Origin of the sequence: Terriglobus tenax (assembly GCF_025685395.1) — a bacterium.
Lineage (GTDB): Bacteria > Acidobacteriota > Terriglobia > Terriglobales > Acidobacteriaceae > Terriglobus > Terriglobus tenax.
This window is the reverse complement of the sequence record NZ_JAGSYA010000004.1, coordinates 158,034-177,012: the sequence shown is the minus strand read 5'-3', so window position 1 is coordinate 177,012 and position 18,979 is coordinate 158,034. Positions and strand designations below refer to the sequence as shown.

Sequence of the window (18,979 nt, the reverse complement as noted above, 5' to 3'; positions counted from 1 at the left end):
CCTGTTGCAGCCTGCTCCATGGCCGATGAATGGAAAAGGCGGGGTTGTGCTCCGCACTCTGATTTCCGGAGGGATAGGCTATGCTTCGCCTGTTTTTAAAACTGATAGCCCTTGGGCTGCTGGCTGAAGGCGCGTTCGCGCAGGTCAATTCCAATACGCAAACTGTTACGCTCAACGCGACGCTGTCGATCGCGGCAACACCAACAAGTGTCAACTTCACGGAGCTGCGGCTAGTACGGCGTTGACGGATGGCGCGTCGGGCAATATTGCGAGTCCGCAGGTGTATGGGCAAGCTCAACCGGCTCTCCTGCTTCCTGCACGGCGTTTAGCCAGACGACGCCATTTGGTGGAGGTTCGGGGCTCCAAATTTACTTTATGAGCGTTCTGCTGGATATTCTTTCCGTCCGCACCGATACGCTGAATTTGAAGATTGATTTGAGCAGCACGCCGCAGCTTCCAGCCGGTTCTTATACAGGCACGCTGGTGTTACAGACTCAGTCCTTCTGAAGACACTTCCGCACCCCAAAACCTGCTAACATAAGAGTTTCCCGAGCAACCCTGATCTGCACGTCCAGTCCCAGGGCGGACCCGGAATTTTCTCCCGGCTGCGGCAAAGCATTACCGGACCAATTCAGAAGGAGCTCTACGCGATGGCACACCTGAATGGCAACAGTAACGGCAACTCGAATGGCACGGGTCTGCGCCTGAAGACCGGCCTGGCTGAGATGCTCAAGGGTGGCGTCATTATGGACGTCATGAACGTGGAGCAGGCACGCATTGCCGAAGAGGCTGGCGCTGTTTCCGTAATGGCCCTGGAGCGCGTACCGGCGATGATCCGCGCTGAGGGTGGCGTGGCCCGTATGGCGAACCCGAAGCTAATCAAAGAGATCATGGCGACGGTGTCCATTCCGGTGATGGCCAAGGCCCGCATCGGCCACTTTGCCGAGGCGCAGGTCCTGGAGTCGCTCGGTGTCGATTTTATCGACGAGTCCGAGGTTTTGACCCCGGCCGATGAAACCTACCACATCGACAAGCACGCCTTCACGACGCCGTTTGTCTGCGGCGCACGCAACCTGGGCGAAGCTCTTCGCCGCATTGCGGAAGGCGCGGCGATGATCCGTACCAAGGGTGAGCCGGGTACCGGCGACGTAGTGCATGCTGTGCAACACATGCGCCAGATCACCCGCGAGATCCGTATCCTGAGCGCTCTTCGCGAAGAAGAGTTGTTCAATGAGGCAAAGCTGCACGGAGCTCCGTATGAGCTGGTGAAGATGGTCGCTGCCGCCGGTAAGCTGCCGGTACCGAACTTCTCCGCCGGTGGCATTGCCACCCCGGCTGACGCTGCCCTGATGATGCAGCTTGGCGCAGAGACGGTCTTTGTCGGATCCGGCATCTTCATGAAGGACGGCGCGACGCCTCTGGACCTGACCCCTGGTTCCAAGCAGCGTGACGAAGCGATCTCGCGCGCCAAGGCGATTGTGCTGGCGGCGACGCACTTCAACGATCCGAAGATTGTCTCTGAGGCCAGCGAGATGCTGATCGGCAGCATGAAGGGCCTGGCTGCCGCAGGGCTTGAAGAGTCGCAGCGCATGCAGACCCGCGGCTGGTAACTTCCCTGCTGCACAACCGTTCTTCCGGAACAGCGAAGTGGACACAATCCGCTTCGCTGTTTTTTCATAGGTAGAGATGACCCAGGAACATTTGACCATTGGCGTGCTTGCCGTACAGGGAGCCTTTGACGCTCATGCTCAGGTATTGCGCTCGCTTGGCGTGAATGCCCCGCTTGTCCGCACGCCGGAGGAACTTGCCTCTCTGGACGGTCTGATTCTGCCGGGCGGCGAGTCGACCACCTTTCTGAAGCACCTGGAGCGCAACGGTTTCTTTGACGCGCTGAGCAAGTTTGTCCAGCACAAGCCGTCGTTCGGCACCTGTGCCGGAACCATTCTGCTGGCGAAGGATGTCCGTAACCCAGCGCAGAAGTCGCTGGCCGTACTGGACGCCACGGTGGAGCGCAATGCCTACGGGCGGCAGATCGACTCGACGATCATCGAGACCGAGACGACGCTGCCCGGAGGGCCGCTGGAAACGGTCTATATCCGCGCTCCACGCATTGCCGCCGTGGGCAGTGGTGTGGAGGTGCTGGCGCGCCGCGATGGCGATCCGGTACTGGTGCGCGAAGGGCGTGTGCTGGCTGCCACCTTCCACCCGGAACTTTCGTCTGACACGCGCGTGCACGCGTTGTTTGTAGACATGGTACGGGAGCACAAACTGGCGCAGGCATCTACAGAAGTTCACGCACTGTAACAAACATCTACGCGAAAAGACAGAAACGGGAGTAATCTTGTTGTTAACGAGAGGCTCCTGTGCCGGCGATCCTGACACCGAACGAAACGGAACGCAAGCGCCGTCTAGACGACGGCGACAGCGGTTCTGGCCGGCGTCCGCCCGTTGACCGTAAGCCTACAGGCGGCGGTGGTGATGGAGACAACTGGGATAACCGCCCGGCAGGCAGCCGCGGTCCACGCGAGGTTCTGACCCGTTTCCGCATGGGTATCTTCTTTGCACTGGCCGGCGACCTGATGTTCTTTGCCGTCATTGTCTGCGCCTTCTTTGTGCGGCAGACCAGCGGCCACATTGACGCCCATAACGACTATGTCGTGGACTGGGTGCCCATCGCGATTCCGCGCATCCTCTGGTATAACACCATTGCCCTGTTACTGAGTTCTGTCACCATGGAACTGGCGCGCCGTCCCATGTTCCGCGAGATTGACGCCATGGAAGAATGGCTGGGGCTGGGCAAGCCAAGCACGAAGCGAGCCATGCCATGGCTGGTGGCCACACTACTCTTCGGAATGGTGTTTGTGGTGGGACAGCTTGTTGCCTGGCAGCAGCTAAGCCAGACTCACCACAGCTTCAACTCGAACCCTTCGAGCAAGTTCTTCTACCTGATTACCGGCATTCACGGGGCCCACCTTGTTGTTGGCATTGCTGCCCTTGGCGCTGCACTGGCAGGGCTGTATGCCGTACGCAAGCTGGAGACACGCCAGATCATCGTGGACTGTACCGCGTGGTACTGGCACTCGATGGGTGTCTTCTGGATCTTCCTCTTCGGGCTGCTTGTCTTCGCGCAGTAAAACACTCTCTCCACAAGCAAAAGCAGGTCCTTCGCTACGCTCAGGATGACACGCCCAGCGATTAATCGCGGCTGCGCTTCCGCAGTTCGATGTTCAGGCGCTTGATCTTCTGGTTCAGCGTGCTGAGTGGAATCTTGAAGAAGGCCGCGGCCTCGGTCTGGTTCCAGTTGCAGCGCTCCAGGCGGTCGGTGATGATGCGGCGCTCGATCTCTTCCATGATGTCTGAGAGGCTGGACGCGGGGTCATGTTCCATCAACGCGGCGGAGTAGGTGTTGCCGGTCAACTGCGGGGGCAACTGCTCCGGCATGATCTGCGGGCCGGTGGACAGCACTACGCCGCGCTCCATGGCATTCTCCAGCTCCCGGATGTTGCCCGGCCAGCCGTGATCCAGCACCATGCGCATGGCGTCGGAGGAGAGTGTACGTTCCGGCAGGCCGTTCTCTTCAGAGAAGCGCTTGAGGAAGTGCTGAGCCAGAAGTGGAATATCTTCGCGGCGGTTGCGCAGCGGCGGCAATTCCACGGAGATCACATTCAGGCGGTAGAAGAGATCCTCGCGGAAGCGGCCTTCCTTGACGGCCTGGTGCAGGTCAACGTTGGTGGCGGCCAGGATGCGAACATCCACCGCAATCTCCTGGGTTCCGCCGAGCGGCATAAACCGGCGCTCCTGCAGAGCGCGCAGCACCTTGGCCTGTGTCTCCATCGGCATGGTGCCGATCTCGTCGAGGAAGAGCGTACCTCCGTCAGCAGCCTCGAAGAGGCCTTTCTTGGAAGCAACGGCCGAGGTAAAGGCTCCCTTCATGTGCCCGAAGAGCGTGGACTCGAGAAGGTCCGTCGGCACGGCTCCGACATTGACGGGGACAAAGGGCTTATCCTTACGCGGCGAGTGGGAGTGAATCGCCTTTGCGATCAGCTCCTTGCCGGTACCGCTCTCGCCGTAGATCAGAACGGTGGAACGGGAGACAGCCACCTGCGCGACCAGGTCCAGCAGCTTCAGCATCACGTCGCTTTTGCCCACGATGTTGGTGAACTGGTAGCGCTGCTTCATGGCGCGACGAAGCTGCAGCACCTCCTGCTCCGCGCGGCGTTTGCCGATAGCCGAGCGGATGTCGGCAAGCAGCTTCTCGTTGTCCCACGGCTTCTGAACGAAGTTCTCCGCGCCGAGCCGGATGGCTTCGACGACGTTGGCCACGGCTCCATAGGCCGTGATCATGATGACCGGAAGCTGTGGATGGGCCGCCTTGATCTTGGGCAGCAGGTCCATTCCGCTTTCGCCGGGCAGCGACAGGTCAAGCAGCAGCAGGTCAAACTCTTCGCGTGCGAGCAGATCTGTTCCGGAGGCACCCTCTTCCGCCATGGTGACGGTGAAGCCTTCCAGGGTCAGGAGTGTTTCCAGCGAGTCGCGGATGGCGGCTTCGTCGTCAATGATCAGGATGCGTCCGCCGCCGGTGGGCAGCGAGAGGCCCGCAACAGGCGGGTTCATCGTGAGACTTTCAGGCATGAATCGTTCGTCCGCTGGCCTCGGTGCCTAGCCGCGTGCTGCCAGGCAGTGCAGGAAATTCAAGGGTAAAGACCGTACCAACGCCTGGTTCACTCTCAACATCGATCTTGCCGTTGTGCTCCTGCATGATGCCGTAGGTCACGGAAAGGCCGAGGCCGGTTCCCTTCCGTTGCCCTGCAGCAGGCTGGAGCTTGGTCGTGAAGAATGGATCGTAGATCTTATGCAGATTGGCGGGGTCGATGCCACTGCCGTTATCGCTGATGCGCACGATGACATTGCCATTGACTGACAGCGTCTGAACGTTGAGGCGGCCTTCTGGGCGGTCGAAGAGAGCGTCCTTGGCATTCATCAGAAGATTCAGCGCCACCTGTTGCAGCTTGCCCTGGTTGCCACGAATGAACGGCAGATCCTCGGCCATGTCGACGTCCAGCTTTACGCGCGAGGTCTTCATCTGGTGCTCCAGCAGAGCGATCGTATCCCGCATGACGGTATTGACGTTTAACTGGGTGAACTCGGTTGTGCTGGTGCGCGAGAAGTTCAGAAGTCCGTTCGCAATCTCTGAGGCGCGGAAGGTCTGCTGCGTGATCTTTTCGAGGATCGGCGAAAGCCGCGGATCGCCACCGGCGTGTTTGGTCAGCATCTGAGCGTACGAAGAAATAACGGCCAGCGGGGTGTTCACCTCGTGCGCGATGCCAGCAGCGAGCAAGCCGATCGACGAGAGTTTTTCTGCCTGTGCGAGCTGGCCTTCCATGTTCACACGGTCGGTAATGTCGTCGACCAGCACGATGCGTCCCACGGGAACAAAGTCGCGCGTCAACAGGGGCGCAATGGCGATGTTGGCGGTGCGGATTTCTCCGGTTGGCGTAGGCAGACGGAACTTGTACAGCGTGTGCGTGGTGGCTTCGGACTTCAACCGGCCAAATTCAGTGACGAACTCTTCCGGGAAGACTTCATTGAGCGGACGGCGCAGAGCGGAGCCGCGTGAGGTCGCGTACATGACCTCCATCTCGGCGTTCCAGCTCTCGATGCGGTCTTCCAGGTCGACAGCGAAGATGCCAATGTGGATCGACTCGACGATGTTCTCGTTGAACTCCTTCAGTCGCTCGAACTCATTCACCTGGCGCTGCAGGCGCGTGTAGAGCTGTGCGTTCTGGATAGCAATGCCGATATAGCCTGCCAGGGATTCGAGAACTTCGATATCTTCCGACGAGAGAAAGTCTCCGCGCGAGGTACGTCCCAGGCCGATGACGGCGATGGTGCGTTGCGAATGCGTGGCCGGGTCGCCGACAGTACAGGCAAGGTAATAGTTCAGGTCCAGCGCGGCGGCGGTGGACTGTTGCGACTCCGGAAGATGGAGTGCGTGCTGCGGCGTCTCCAGAAACAGGTGCCGGGCTCCGCTGGAGAAGTCCAGGAAGCTGAGATCGCCGAGAACGACCTCGCTGAGACCATGCGAGGCAGCGAGATGCAGCGGGGCTCCCTGCTCGTCCGAGGTGAACAACGCGAGACGTGTGACCAGCAACGTCTGCTGCAGACGCTCCACAATGGAACGGGTCAGCAGGTTGATGTCGGTCTGCGAAGAAAGACTGCGGCCGAAGTCAATCAGCGTGCTGCGATAGTCAAACCGCCGCCGGTCAAAGAGCTTGTCAACACGCTCCTGGATGACATTCTTCAGTGGATCGAAGATCAGCGAGGTGACGACAATGGCCGCGACCAGTCCCCAGGCGCGCAGGTTGGGCAGCCGGGTATGCACCAGCTCGGCGGAGACGGCGATGACGGCAAAGTACAGGCCCACGAGGCCGGCTGTGGCCAAGGTATAGGTGACGCCGCGCTTGAAGATCAGGTCCACGTCCATCAGGCGGTAACGCACGATGGCCCAGGAGAAGGTCAGCGGCAGAAAGACCAGGGACAGGCCGGAGAGCTTGGCGACGATCGGCCAGATGTCCCAGTCCGCCATGTACGGAATGGTGTAGAGCAGCGTGAACGGAACCACCGCGATCAGAGCGCCGCGTGAGAGCCATTTGAGCTGCTGGCGTTCCAGGCCGGAGCGGGCGCGGCGATAGCGGGTATAGAAGACGATGGCGGCCGTGACGTAGAAAGCCGACAGGTAGCCGATGGAGATCTGGTCAAGCCGGTGATGCAACTGCTCCGTTGCCGACCAGACGGTGATGGCTAGGATCTGCAGGGTTCCGACGATGAAGCCGGGAAGGTACAGGGCGCCCGACAGGATACGGCGCGGCAGGCTGTTGGAACTGCGTCCGAAGCTGACGGCGAAGTGAAGGAAGAGCGCAGGCTGCAGCGCCCCGGCCAACAGATTGCCGTAGAAGACGGTCTGATCCAGAGCATCCAGTTCGCCGGTGTACTTGAAGGCGTACAGGACAAAGCTGGCCAGGCAGAAGAGATAGAAATGCAAGGAACCGGGCGCGGTCCAGCGCCGGAACAATACATAGAGACCGATGCCGAGATAGACCAGACCAATCAGCCGCATGCCCTGGTTGATGGAGCGGTCGGCAGGCTCGAAGATGACCTGTACATCGAAGCGCGACTTGCCGCCATCCCGGCGTACGGAATAGGTGCCACGCGACCAGACACCGTGACGGAAGATCTGGCGGTTTAGAGAGGCGACACGCGGGGTAGGATGTTCATCGACGGAGACCAGCAGGTCTCCCGGGCGGATGCCGGCGCGTTGTGCGGGAGAGTTCAGCGGCACGCGTTCGGCGCGAAGACCTCCCTGTGACTCGACCCACCAGACGCCGTCGGTCGGCAGCTCAAACCGTGCCTCGCGGAGGAAATTCATGATGCCGAGCACGCAGGCAGCCGCGGTCAAGAGGGCGAGCACAATCGCCGTGACGCGGACTTGGAAGGCCTTCGGCATCAAGATTCCTAACTCTTATTCTGCCTGAGTAAGCAGCACGTCACAGACCAAAGTTTTTCCACTGGCTGCCGGGCTAAGTCTTTGAAAAGGATACAGGTTGTGTTTCCAAATTACGTAGGTGTATCCAGAATACGGGAAGTTGAAGCGTGCGAGCGTGTGCTTTCACATGTTTGGATTGCCCGAGATGGCATTCGTTCGCCGGACATCCAGGCTATGGCGCGGGTGCATCCCAAAGCTGTAGAGGCGATGCGCGGATGAAGAGGAACCTGTTGGACTGGATGACGAGCGGAGTGCCTGATGAGCTGGCGATCGAGCCGGTACAGGTTACGGTGTCACCTGGTTGCAACATGCGTTTGCTGGAGGCCGGAACTGGAACTCCCGTGGTGCTGCTGCACGGCCTGCTGGGTGCGGCTGAGGTCTGGCGGTGGAATATCCCTGTTCTTGCCCGGACCCATCGGGTGCTTGCCATTGACCAGGTGCTCTGCGAGCAGCATGGATGGATTCCGGAACAGCCGGCAGAGATGGCTGCTACCGCCGAACGCCTGCTAGCCTTGTTAGAAAAAAGGGGTGTGGAGCGGACTCACCTGATAGGCCATTCCTATGGAGGGTCGCTGGCCATGGTTTTTGCGGCCCGGTATCCGGAGCGTGTCGCTTCCCTGGTCCTGATAGCTCCGCCGACTTTGGCGTCGCGTAGCCTGTGGCCGATTGTCCGGTTCTGGAGCAGCCCCCTCGGCGGCTGGTTTGCGCATCGTGTTCCGGAGCTTCCTCGGCGGCTGCAGGCGCTGGCGCTCACGCGCATGTATGGCAATGGCGAGCTGGCCAGTGAGGAGACGCTGGATCTTTACCTGCGCGCGTTGCGCAGGCCAGGAGCCATTGCACACACGCTTTCCATTGTGCGTCGCTGGCGGCAGAATATGCAGGCGGTGAACATGGCGATGCCTGCCCTGCGGCAACAGAAGGTTCTGCTGCTATGGGGAGACAGGGACCGTACGGCACCACTGGAGCTGGCAGAACAGTTGCATGCCATACTGCCGCAGGCGGAGCTGGAGGTCATTCCTGGTGCGGGTCATCTGCTTTTTGACGAAATGCCGGAAGAGACGAACCTTCTGCTGACGGACTGGTTGCGGCGCAATGCGATCGGCGAGGTCGAGGAGACCCGTTCCAGCGAGGTTGCCTAAGCCGGTTCAAGGCCGGGCACGTTGCCGGCGAGCCAGTGAATCATGGCTTCGCGCATCTGTTCCAGCTTGGAGCCGGGAGAGTCCGGCGTTGCGGCAAAAAAGTGGTCTCCCCCGGGAATCCAGATCATCTGCTTCGGTTCCGGCAAAGGCGCAATCACTTTTTCGACCTCGGCTACGGGGCCAAAGGGGTCATGATCGCCCGAGAGAAACAGGCGAGGTTTCACGCAGGCACTCAGAAAGTCGTACTGATAGACACGTCCTTCGGCTTCGATCGGCAGGCCAAGCGCCACCAGCGCCGGGACACGATCATCGTTGCAGCAGACGCGCATGCCGACATTCGATCCGAAGGAGAAGCCCGCGAACAGGACTGGTTTGCCGAAGCGCGCTGTTAGCCAGTCAAGACCGCAGCGGACATCCTCCTGCTCTCCGATGCCGTGGTCATGCGAGCCTTCGCTCAGCCCGGTGCCGCGGAAGTTGAAGCGCAGTACAGGAAGGCCGAAGTGATTGAAGGCCTTCATGGCGTGGTAGACCACCTTGTTGTGCATGGTGCCGCCGCCCAGCGGATGCGGGTGTGCAACCAGCGCCGTGTAAGGGGCGTCATCACGCCCGGTGTTCAGAATGGCCTCCAGTTTCCCAGCGGAACAGGAGAGGTCGTCAACGGCTTCAATCTTCGAGGCAAAGCTCACACACTCATCATAAAGGCCGATGCGCGAGGTTCAGTTATCCTTGAGCAGCATGGCCATCGATCCTATCCAACTGACACGGCAGCTTGTCGACATCGAATCGACGACCTATTTTGAAGGCCCAGCGGGCCATTTCCTTGCCGACTACCTGGGCAAACTGGGCTACGAGATTGAAAAGACCAGGGTCGAACAGACCGAGTTGGCCGGCACGCCCGCAGGCGAGTCCGAGCGCTTCAATGTCTATGCCTGCCTGCCCGGTGTGACGCCGGAGATTGTCTTCTCAACGCATATGGACACCGTTCCGCCCTTCTTCCCCTCCACGGAGGATGAGGAGAATGTCTACGGTCGCGGAGCGTGCGATGCCAAAGGCATTATTGCCTGCCAGGTTGCGGCGGCGGAGCTGCTGCGTGCCGAGGGGGTAAACGTGGGTCTGCTGTTCGTCGTTGGCGAAGAGCGTGACTCGGCCGGCGCGAAGCTGGCAAACAAGAGCCCCAAGGGATCGCGCTTCCTGATCAACGGCGAGCCGACGGACAACTATCTGGCTACGGCCACCAAGGGTGCCCTGCGCATTGAGCTGCGTGCGAAGGGGAAGATGGCGCACTCGGCGTATCCGGAGCTGGGTGATTCGGCCATTGAAAAACTTCTCGATGTGCTGGCTGACGTTCGCGCACTAGAGCTGCCGGTAGAGCCGGAGATTGGTCCTGCTACCTTGAACATCGGTCTGATCACCGGCGGCCGTGCGCCGAATGTGATTCCGGACGCAGCGGAAGCGCATATTCTTGTCCGTCTTGTCGGTCCGGCGGAAGAGGTTGAGAGCCTGGTCAACGCAGCCGTTGGCGATCGCTGCGACGTGAAGTACACGCTGCACCTTCCCTTTGTGAAGATGCGCAAGCTGGAATGCGATCTGCCGATGAAGGTGGTCAAGTACGCGACCGATATTCCGCAGCTCACTCACTGGGGCGAGCCCTTCCTGCTGGGGCCGGGATCGATTCACGTGGCCCATACGCCGAACGAGAAGATCAACAAGAAGGAGCTGCTGGAGTGCGTGCAGCTTTATGTGAAGCTGACGAAGCAGTTGCTGGCTTAGCGCTCCGCTGCCATCAGGACATTCATCGCAATGGTCGTATCGACCTCTACAGGCTCTCCATTGAGAAGGTAGGGGCGATACTGCCATTGCTGTACGGCCTCCAGGTAGGACGGACGCAGGACCTCCGGGCCTGAGATAACGTCGGCCTCGATCACGGAGCCATCCTTTCCGATCACAACATGCAGGACGACGGTTCCGTTCACGTTCTGCCGGGTCGCATCTGGTGGCCACACCGGCATCACCTTCTTCTCAAGCAGTGCTGCCATGACACCGGCGGAGACGCGCACGCGTGCTGGAGGCGGGGGCGGTGAGGTGGCTTCCATCTTGTAATTAACTGCGATGACCGTGTTCACTTCGACGGGTTCCCCGTTCAGCAGGTAGGGCTGGTACGTCCACTGACGCACGGCTTCGACGGCTGAGTCGCGCAGCATCTCCGGCCCGCTCTCTACCGTCAGGTTTCGAATTGTGCCGTCTTTGCCAATGATGGCGTGCATCACGACGGTGCCTTCCACATGCGCTGCACGGGCCTCGGGCGGATAGACAGGATTGGCTTTCTGAACGATGTGACCCGCCATCATGCCGGCAGCGATGCGTACCGGGCTACCCGTCACGGAAGGCGGAGCCTCTTTGGCGATCTCGTAATGTACGGTGACGGTGGTCTGCACCACCATCGGCTTTCCATTTTTCAGGAAGGGTTGATACGTCCATTGCAACACGGCATCGACAGCGGAACGGCGCAGCATCGCAGGGCCGCTGATAGCCTCTGCATCGACGACGCTGCCATCGGTCCCGATAAGAGCCCTGACGACAACGTCGCCCTGCACATGCGCAGCGCGTGCAATGGGAGGATAGAGTGGCGGGGTTTTGCTGATGGACTGAGCTGCCATCACCTCCGGAGCAACCTGCAGCGCGTCCGACGGCTGTTGAGCCTCGCAGGACAATGTGAACGCCAGGACGGCTATGGCTATGGTGCGCATGCGGCTCCTTCTTGCAGCACCATGTTACAAGCAGCTTTCGCGGCAGACAGCAGAAATTCTTGTACACGCTTCATGCCCCTGTAACGGCGCTCCCGGATGCTTTCTGCATGCGTATGCGATTTGCTCTCCTGCTTCTTGCGGCAGCTTTGCCTGCCACTGCCCAGACGGTTCTTGTACACGCCCATCGCGGAGGCCGCTCCGCGCGGCCGGAGAATACGATCCCGGCCTTCCAGTACGCCATCGATACAGGTGCGGATGTTCTGGAACTTGATCTTGCCGTGACGAAGGATAACGTCCTGGTCGTCTCGCACTCGCCTTACCTGGTACAGCCCGAAGGGACGGATGCTTTTATGAAGGCCGTGCTCGCGAATGAACGTCACTGTAAAGGACCCGAGCGGCCGGCGGGAACCCTGATTCATTCGCTGACGCTGGCCGAGGTGAAGGCGTATGACTGTGGCGCGACCACGCTTGCCGCTTTTCCGCAGCAGAAGGCTGTGCCGGGAACGCCTATTCCCACCTTTGACGAAGTGCTGGCGCTGGCACCGCAGGGAAAGTTCGAGTTCAACGTGGAGACGAAGATCTCGGCCGCTCACCCGGAGCTGACACCTTCGCCCGAAATCTTTGTGCAGATGATTGATGACGCCGTGCGGAAACATCATCTTGAGTCGCGCGTTATCCTGCAGAGCTTTGACTTCCGCACCCTGCTCGCCATGAAGAAGATTGATCCGAAGATCCGTCTGTCGGCCCTGTTTGGGCAGGCGAAATACGACATCTTTATGGGGATTACGGACAAGGACAAGAGCTTTGCGCATATCGCAGAGGTTTCGGGTGCGACGATCCTGAGCCCGGATGAAAGCCTTGTCACTTTGGAAGAAGTTGCCGCGGCGCACAAGGCAGGACTGCAGGTGGTTCCCTACACTTCGAATACAGCGGAAGGCTGGAAGAAGCTGACTGAGGCGAAAGTCGACGGCATCATTACCGACGATCCTGCGGGGCTGCTCACATGGCTCCGCTCGCAGAAGCCTGCGCTGCATAAATAAAAAGAATGGGCACGGTGTAAGCCGTGCCCATTCTTACATCTGTTGTCGGACTACGGCTGGATCACGATTTTCATCGAGTCCGGCTGCGGATTCGATGCCAGGTGAATTCCCTGCACGGCTTCTTCCAGCGTGAAGCGATGCGAGATAAGCTGTGTCAGGTCAAAGCCATCGTTGTAGCCATTGAGAACAAGCTGAGCGCCTTCATCCTGAATGGCGACCGAGGCGGAGTAGCTGCCCATCAGTGTTTTCTCATCCATGCAGACCGCGGCGGGATCAAAGACGGCCTCGCCATGCTGCGTGGACGCGAAGAGCATGACGCGGCCACCGGGGCGTGTTGCATCCATAGCCAGCGGAATCAGCTTGTCGCTGCCAACGGCAACCAGGGTTACATCCGCACCCCGGCCTTCGGTGGCGGAACGCGCGGCGGCTACGACATCTCCTTTTGCATCGATGGGATGCTTCAGGCCAAACTTTGCTGCAACGGCATGGCGCTCCGCAAACATATCGCTTGTGAGAACGGTGGCCCCGGTGCGCGCGGCGAGAGCCGCCAGAAGAACGCCAATGGAGCCCTGGCCTATGACAAGCACTGTCTCATCAGGCTTCAGATCAAGCATCTTGATGGCCTTGAAGCAGGTGTTCACTGGCTCAATGAATGCAGCCTGTTCAAATGGAACGCCGTCGGGGATCTTCACCAGACCGCGCTTCACGATCCAGTCCATCACGCGGATGTACTCGGCGAAGCCTCCACCTGAAGGCGCAAAGCCAGCTGTGGTGCCAACCTTCTTATATGTCTCGCACTGGGCGAAGGTGTGCTTGCGGCAGTAGTAGCACTCGCCGCAGGGAATGTGATGGAAGGCCATCACGCGATCGCCTACGGAGAAGTCTTCAATACCCTCTCCGACCTTGACGACCGTACCACTCATTTCGTGACCGAAGACGCGCGGAGCCGAGTGCGAACCGGTGTGGATCTTCTTCAGGTCTGTACCGCAGATGCCGCAGGTGTGAATCTTGACCAGGACCTCTCCCGCGCCGATCTCCGGTACAGGTACGGTTTCAATACGCACATCTTCCACGCCGCGATACACGGCTGCCCGCATCGTCGCGGGGACTTCCAATTGACTCATAGATTCAGGTCCTTCTTTACAGCGACAGCGAGGTTCTCCGCAGCGATCTTTGCATTCTTGCCGAAGCGTGCGAGCGCGGCCCAGTACCAGGGACGTACCATCACGCTGGCAACGAACGGAGCTGTTGCGAACTTGCCGTCCTTGGTGATGTAGGGGTTCATGTCCGGCAGCTCTTCATTGGCGCCGTCAGAGACCGCCTTGATGCAACGGAACTTGCAGCCTCGCGCAAAGGAGAGACCGGCAACCGTTGCGGCTTCCATGTCGACAAGCGCAGCGTTCGAATATGCCAGGGCGAGGCGATACTTCTCGCCACGATCAGCCACCTTATCGGCGGAGATCAGCAGCATGCTGCTGTCCAGATGCAGCGGGTAATGTTCTTCCGCTTCACTGTCGACGATCTGCGAGGGATAGTGCACCGAGCCTACAGGCAGACGCGGATCGATCGACCCTGCCCAGCCGATAGAGAGCACTGTTGTGGGTTCGCAGAGGTTGGTCAGCTGTGCGAAGGCCTGCCTGGCACGCTCAGCACCCATGCCTGCGCATACGGCGTAGACCGGGCGCGATGGATGCTTCCAGGCATTCACCCCGTTGACTGTTTCCAACTGCTGCCAACCACTGACAAGAGGCTTCAGCTCTCCAGGAAGAGCTGCAATGATTCCGAAGCATTCCTCCATCAGGCGCGCTTCCCTTCGTACGACGGTGCATAGCTGTTGTCAACGAACCAGTCGATGGCTGAACGAAGCGCCTTGTAAACCGGGAGCACCTTGAAGCCCAGTTCCCGCTCCGCCTTTGCTGAAGATGCAAACATCTTCTTCCTGCCCATGCGCACAGCCTCCACGGTTGCACGCGGTTCTTTGCCGCGCAGCTTGCCTGTAAACGTTTCGTCGAAAAACGCAAAGACCATGGCTACCGAATGAGGAACTTTCATGGTGGGGGACGGCAGCCCGGTAATTGCAGACATGCGGTCGAGAATCTGCTTCAGTGTCAGGTTTTCACCTCCGAGGATATACCGTTCGCCCGGCCTTCCCGCATCAAGTGCTGCAAGGTGCATGCGTGCGACCTCGACGACGTCCACCAGGTTCAGACCGGTATCGACATACGCCGGAAACTTGCGATTCAGGAAGTCCACCACAATGCGGCCGGTGGGTGTCGGCTTCACATCACGTGAGCCGATGGGCGTGGTCGGATTAAGAATCATCACACGCTGGCCGAGCTGGGCTGCGCTGATGGCTTCCTGCTCGGCAAGAAACTTGGAGCGCTTGTAATGGCCCATCATGTCGGCAATCGACACAGGCGTGGTCTCATCCACAATGGTGCCATCGGTCTTAAAGCCCATGGTCGCGACGCTGGAGGTATAGATGAAGTGCGGCACCTTCTCTTCACGTGCGATACGCAGAAGCTCACGAGTGCCGGTCACATTGGACGCATACATTTCGTCCGGATTGCGGACCCAGAGGCGGTAGTCAGCGGCAACGTGGACGACAGCATCGCAACCGCGGATCGCGGTGCGCAGGTCTTCCGGGCGCAGCAGATCGCCGGTGATGATCTCCGCCGGAATGCCTTCCAGTTGTACATTGTTGGTGCCGCGCGTCAGCAGGCGCAGATTTGCGCCCTGGCCCGCATAACAGCGCGCGACATGGTTCCCGACGAACCCGGTCGCTCCGGTGAGAAAGACGTTCATGCCCTCACACTAAAAATGACGATGCCGGCGAATCGTGCCGGCATCCGGTAGAAAGTTTAGTCCAGCTTTTCGGCTTCGATGCCAATATTCTTTTCGCCCGCTGCCTTCTTCTCCCAGTACTTCTTTACCCAGGCTTCAAAGGTCTTTCCAGCTGCGGTGTCGCGGCCCGTAAAGGCCAGAGCGGCGATGTCGCCATAAGCGACATTCACCTTGCCGCGGTCGCCCTTGGAAGGAAGAATGCGGATAAAGGAATCGGTGAGCGAGGTGCCGGAACGGCGGTCGAAGACATAGCCTTCCACCACAGTTCCGTCCTTCAGGGTGACGGTTACATCACCACGGTAGTCAAAAGCTTTTTCCAGAGCTTCGCGAACTTCGTCTGCGGTGGCGAGCTCCGGGATCCAGCCCTCAAGGTTTTCGCGTTCGCGACCAGCCACGTGCTCCAGTTCGTCAAACGACTGGTGCTTCAACTGCTCGATCTTTGCGGATTCCTGCTGCAGTGTCGACATGGATTAGTCTCCTGAGACCAGCTCGGTCTGCTGTGCCGCGGGGGCGGCAATCTGTACCAGCTGGCCACGGTGCTCCGGCTGCCACTCGTTGAGAATCTTCTGTGCGCCAGCGTCCTGGTAGGAACCGGAGAGGAATGCCTTGGCCGTATCGATGAAACCCTTCAGGGAGCCGAAGCCGTAGTCAACGGCGGAGGCCTCGTGGCCGGAGTGGACCATGCAGTTAGCGCAGCGCGGGTTGCCGCTCTTGGCGCCGTAGTTGGCCCACTCGGTGGCTTCCATCAGCTCCTGGAAGGTGTCGGCGTAGCCGTCCTGCAGCAGGTAGCAGGGTTTCTGCCAGCCGAAGATGTTGTAGGTCGGCATGCCCCAGGGCGTGCACTCGAAGTTGCGCTTGCCCATCAGGAACTCGGCGAAGAGCGGATGCGTGTTGAACTGCCAGTTCTTCTTGCGGTTCGACAGGATGGCGCGGAACAGGCGGCGCGACTTGGCCTTGCCAAGGAAGTGGTTCTGGTCCGGCGCCTTGTCATAGGTGTAACCCGGAGACACCATCATGCTCTCAACACCGGCAGCCATCAGCTCATCAAAGTGCGCACGCACAGAGTTCGGATCGGCACCATCGAAGAGCGTGGTGTTGGTCGTGACGCGGAAGCCGCGCTTCACGGCCTCGCGGACACCCTCCATCGCCTGGTCGTGGCCACCCTCGCGGCATACGGAGAAGTCATGGTGTTCCTTCTGGCCGTCGACGTGGACGGAGAAGGAGAGGTACTTGCTCGGCGTAAACAGGTGCAGCTTCTCCTTCAGCAGGAGAGCGTTGGTGCACATGTAGACGTACTTCTTGCGAGCCACCAGGCCGGCGACGATCTCCGGCATCTGCGGATGCAGCAGGGGCTCTCCGCCGGGGATGGAGACCATCGGCGTGCCGCACTCTTCCACCGCGGCAAAGCACTGCTCGGGCGTCAGATCGGTCTTCAGAATATGAGCCGGGTACTGGATCTTGCCGCAGCCGGCACACGCCAGGTTGCAGCGGAACAACGGCTCCAGCATCAGCACCAGCGGATACCGCTTGCGGCCCTTGATCTTCTGCTTCAGAACATAGCTCGCAACAGTGAACATCTGTGAGATTGGCACTGCCATCGACTCACGCTCCTTGGGGTAAAAACTTGGTTATTGCAATGCGCCGGAGACTTCTGTCTCGCGCGCCTTGATATAAGTCGTCAATGCCAGCAGCGGGAAATACTGCTTGTACAGGTGGTAGCCAAGGTAAAAGACGCGCGGGAAGCCCGTTCCGGTGTAATAGCTTTCCCCATTACGTCCCGGCACCAGCTCATCCCAACTGCCGTCTTCATGCTGATGGTCAATCAGCCAGCGAACGCCCTTCGCTACGGAATCCGAACGGACATCTCCACCGGCCAGTAGCGCCAGCAATGCCCAGGCTGTCTGGGACGGTGTGCTGGGGCCAATGCCCTTCTTCAGCGGATCGTCGTATGTGCCACAGCTTTCGCCCCATCCGCCATCGGAGTTCTGCACCATGCGCACCCATTCGGTTGCCTGTAGAACGCATGGCTCGTGGCTCCACATGCCCATGGACTGCAGACCACGCAGAACCAGGAAGGTGCCGTAGAGATAGTTCACGCCCCAGCGGCCAAACCAGCTGCCATCGCTCTCCTGTTCGGAGAGGATGAACTGCACCGCCTTCTCGACACGCTTGTCGGAGCGGTCATAGCCATAAAGCGCGAGCATCTCCAGCATGCGGCCGGTAATGTCGACCGTCGGCGGGTCCAGCATGGCATTGTGATCGGCAAACGGAATCTGCTCGAAGATGGTCTTCGTGTTGTCTTTGTCGAAGGCCGCCCATCCGCCGTTCTTGCACTGCATGGCCCAGATCCAGTTCAGGGCACGCTGGCAAACCTCGTCCTGGTAGCGCTCGCGGGGATTCTCCACACTCTTCAGTGCAAGCAGAACCTGTCCGGTATCATCGACATCCGGGTAAAATTCATTGTTGAACTCGAAGTACCATCCACCTGGTTCGACATTTTTGACCTTTTCGGCCCAGTCGCCCTTGAAGCGGACTTCCTTGCTCAGAATCCAGTCTGCGGCCTTCAGCAGGCGCGGATCTTCCTTGGAGACTCCGGCTTCGCCCAGCGCATAGATGGCCTGTGCCGTATCCCATACCGGGGGCAGGCAGGGCTGCATACGGAAGGTCGGCGTCGGGTAGTCCGGTGTGCCTTCCGGGCAATCGATGCCCAGCTTTTCAAACTCGTCCATGGCGCGAATCAGGACGGGGTCGTCCATGGAGAAGCCGAGGCAGCGCAGAGCGACGATGGCGTTCAGCATGGCCGGATAAATTGCGCCCAGGCCGTCGGACTTCTCAAAGCGCTCCAGCATCCACTTCTCGGCCTTCTTCAAAGCCATGGAGCGAAGCGGGCGGATATGCACGCGCTCCGCCCAATGGGCCACGCGGTCACACAGAAGAAAGAAGTTGCGCCAGCTGACGGGGCGCTTCTTGTCCCAGCGGAGATGAAGGTTCGCGTTGGCGCGGCCACCCACGAAGAGCTCGTCGATCTCCTCTTCCGGAGCCAGCTTCTTGAAAGGCTTCTTCGCGTAGATGATCGACAGTGGCACCAGAATGCCGCGCGACCACGAAGAAATCTCGTAGATGTTGAAGTAGAACCAGTTGGGAAAGAGGATGATCTCCGGCGGAATAGCCGGTACGGCATCGTAATCGTAGGCACCCAGAGCGCAGAGATAGAGCTTGGTGAAGGTATTGCACTCCACCACGCCGCCCAGCGAAAGCACGTTCTCACGCGCCTTGACCATCAACGGATGATCAGCCTTCCAACCCATCAGCTTCAGCGCCAGGTAGGCTTTCACGCCGTAGTTCACATTCGAGGGGCCACCGGGATAGAGGCTCCATCCGCCGTCCTCATTCTGGTGGCGGAGAATCTCGTTGACCGCGCGCTCCATCCGGCCGCGCTCGCCCGTCCCCAGCAGAGTATGAACGAAGACGTAATCCGCTTCGAGCATGACATCTGCTTCCAGTTCGCCACACCAGTAACCGTCCTCATGCTGCTGACCGAAAAGCCACTCGGTCGCACGCCTGATTCCGGAAGAGACCTTCTCCAGTTCGAGGTCCATGCGTCCAAAGCGAGGCTGTGAGCCTGCCTGAGACGATGCCGTCGATTTACCTGCGTCCATTGCCATG

At 59.7% G+C, this 18,979-nt stretch carries 18 protein-coding genes; 8 read left to right on the top strand and 10 right to left on the bottom strand.

Going from position 1 to position 18,979, the window contains the following annotated elements:
* The first annotated feature begins 80 nt into the window (after positions 1–80).
* The 5 genes from OHL13_RS06405 (at position 81) to OHL13_RS06385 (ending at position 3,134) form a co-directional block, all read left to right on the top strand.
* Positions 81–245: a hypothetical protein gene (locus OHL13_RS06405; RefSeq protein ID WP_263409304.1), complete on the top strand. Its 165-nt coding sequence runs from the start codon at positions 81–83 to the stop codon at positions 243–245.
* Between the two features lie 130 nt (positions 246–375).
* On the top strand, positions 376–507 hold the full coding sequence (locus tag OHL13_RS06400) for a hypothetical protein (RefSeq protein WP_263409303.1): 132 nt from the start codon (positions 376–378) through the stop codon (positions 505–507).
* A gap of 143 nt (positions 508–650) precedes the next feature.
* Positions 651–1,610: a pyridoxal 5'-phosphate synthase lyase subunit PdxS gene (gene pdxS, locus OHL13_RS06395; protein ID WP_263409302.1), complete on the top strand. Its 960-nt coding sequence runs from the start codon at positions 651–653 to the stop codon at positions 1,608–1,610.
* Positions 1,611–1,686: 76 nt separating this feature from the next.
* Complete coding sequence (gene pdxT / locus OHL13_RS06390; protein WP_263409301.1) at positions 1,687–2,304, top strand: pyridoxal 5'-phosphate synthase glutaminase subunit PdxT; 618 nt, start codon at positions 1,687–1,689, stop codon at positions 2,302–2,304.
* A 59-nt stretch (positions 2,305–2,363) separates the two neighbouring features.
* Positions 2,364–3,134: a cytochrome c oxidase subunit 3 gene (locus OHL13_RS06385; RefSeq protein ID WP_263409300.1), complete on the top strand. Its 771-nt coding sequence runs from the start codon at positions 2,364–2,366 to the stop codon at positions 3,132–3,134.
* A 61-nt stretch (positions 3,135–3,195) separates the two neighbouring features.
* On the opposite strand, the gene OHL13_RS06380 is transcribed toward OHL13_RS06385, so the two are convergent.
* Together OHL13_RS06380 and OHL13_RS06375 are read right to left on the bottom strand one after the other, a co-directional pair.
* Positions 3,196–4,632 carry a sigma-54-dependent transcriptional regulator gene (locus OHL13_RS06380; protein WP_263409299.1) on the bottom strand — a complete coding sequence of 479 codons (1,437 nt, stop codon included), beginning with the start codon at positions 4,630–4,632 and terminating at the stop codon, positions 3,196–3,198.
* Complete coding sequence (locus OHL13_RS06375) at positions 4,625–7,504, bottom strand: ATP-binding protein (RefSeq protein ID WP_263409298.1); 2,880 nt, start codon at positions 7,502–7,504, stop codon at positions 4,625–4,627. The genes OHL13_RS06380 and OHL13_RS06375 overlap by 8 nt, the downstream gene beginning before the upstream one ends.
* 254 nt (positions 7,505–7,758) lie before the next feature.
* Between OHL13_RS06375 and OHL13_RS06370 the strand changes: the two genes are divergently transcribed.
* Positions 7,759–8,682 (top strand): alpha/beta fold hydrolase, encoded by a 924-nt coding sequence (locus OHL13_RS06370; protein ID WP_263409297.1) that lies wholly within the window; start codon positions 7,759–7,761, stop codon positions 8,680–8,682.
* Here the strand turns inward: OHL13_RS06370 and OHL13_RS06365 are convergent.
* Positions 8,679–9,368: an alpha/beta hydrolase gene (locus tag OHL13_RS06365; RefSeq protein WP_263409296.1), complete on the bottom strand. Its 690-nt coding sequence runs from the start codon at positions 9,366–9,368 to the stop codon at positions 8,679–8,681. The genes OHL13_RS06370 and OHL13_RS06365 overlap by 4 nt on opposite strands.
* A gap of 49 nt (positions 9,369–9,417) precedes the next feature.
* Between OHL13_RS06365 and OHL13_RS06360 the strand changes: the two genes are divergently transcribed.
* On the top strand, positions 9,418–10,452 hold the full coding sequence (locus OHL13_RS06360) for a M20/M25/M40 family metallo-hydrolase (protein ID WP_263409295.1): 1,035 nt from the start codon (positions 9,418–9,420) through the stop codon (positions 10,450–10,452).
* Here OHL13_RS06360 and OHL13_RS06355 read toward each other — a convergent pair.
* The gene (locus OHL13_RS06355) at positions 10,449–11,429 is read right to left on the bottom strand and encodes an energy transducer TonB (RefSeq protein ID WP_263409294.1); all 981 of its coding nucleotides are present in this window, start codon (positions 11,427–11,429) and stop codon (positions 10,449–10,451) included. The two genes, OHL13_RS06360 and OHL13_RS06355, sit on opposite strands and share 4 nt — an antisense overlap.
* Before the next feature lie 107 nt (positions 11,430–11,536).
* Between OHL13_RS06355 and OHL13_RS06350 the strand changes: the two genes are divergently transcribed.
* The gene (locus OHL13_RS06350) at positions 11,537–12,469 is read left to right on the top strand and encodes a glycerophosphodiester phosphodiesterase family protein (protein ID WP_263409293.1); all 933 of its coding nucleotides are present in this window, start codon (positions 11,537–11,539) and stop codon (positions 12,467–12,469) included.
* 50 nt (positions 12,470–12,519) lie between these two features.
* Here OHL13_RS06350 and OHL13_RS06345 read toward each other — a convergent pair whose 3' ends face one another.
* From OHL13_RS06345 to shc, 6 genes are read right to left on the bottom strand one after another with little or no spacing between them, the layout of a single operon-like run.
* Positions 12,520–13,593, bottom strand: a complete 1,074-nt coding sequence (locus OHL13_RS06345) for a zinc-dependent dehydrogenase (RefSeq protein ID WP_263409292.1) — start codon at positions 13,591–13,593, stop codon at positions 12,520–12,522.
* Complete coding sequence (locus OHL13_RS06340) at positions 13,590–14,267, bottom strand: phosphorylase family protein (RefSeq protein ID WP_263409291.1); 678 nt, start codon at positions 14,265–14,267, stop codon at positions 13,590–13,592. Before OHL13_RS06340 ends, OHL13_RS06345 begins: the two co-directional genes overlap by 4 nt.
* Positions 14,267–15,274: a hopanoid-associated sugar epimerase gene (gene hpnA / locus OHL13_RS06335; protein WP_263409290.1), complete on the bottom strand. Its 1,008-nt coding sequence runs from the start codon at positions 15,272–15,274 to the stop codon at positions 14,267–14,269. Before hpnA ends, OHL13_RS06340 begins: the two co-directional genes overlap by 1 nt.
* A gap of 56 nt (positions 15,275–15,330) precedes the next feature.
* Positions 15,331–15,780: a hypothetical protein gene (locus OHL13_RS06330; RefSeq protein ID WP_263409289.1), complete on the bottom strand. Its 450-nt coding sequence runs from the start codon at positions 15,778–15,780 to the stop codon at positions 15,331–15,333.
* Between the two features lie 3 nt (positions 15,781–15,783).
* Positions 15,784–16,911, bottom strand: coding sequence for an adenosyl-hopene transferase HpnH (gene hpnH, locus OHL13_RS06325; RefSeq protein ID WP_263409288.1), 1,128 nt, complete (start codon positions 16,909–16,911; stop codon positions 15,784–15,786).
* A 30-nt stretch (positions 16,912–16,941) separates the two neighbouring features.
* Positions 16,942–18,978 carry a squalene--hopene cyclase gene (gene shc, locus OHL13_RS06320; protein ID WP_263409287.1) on the bottom strand — a complete coding sequence of 679 codons (2,037 nt, stop codon included), beginning with the start codon at positions 18,976–18,978 and terminating at the stop codon, positions 16,942–16,944.
* Position 18,979: the final 1 nt, after the last annotated feature.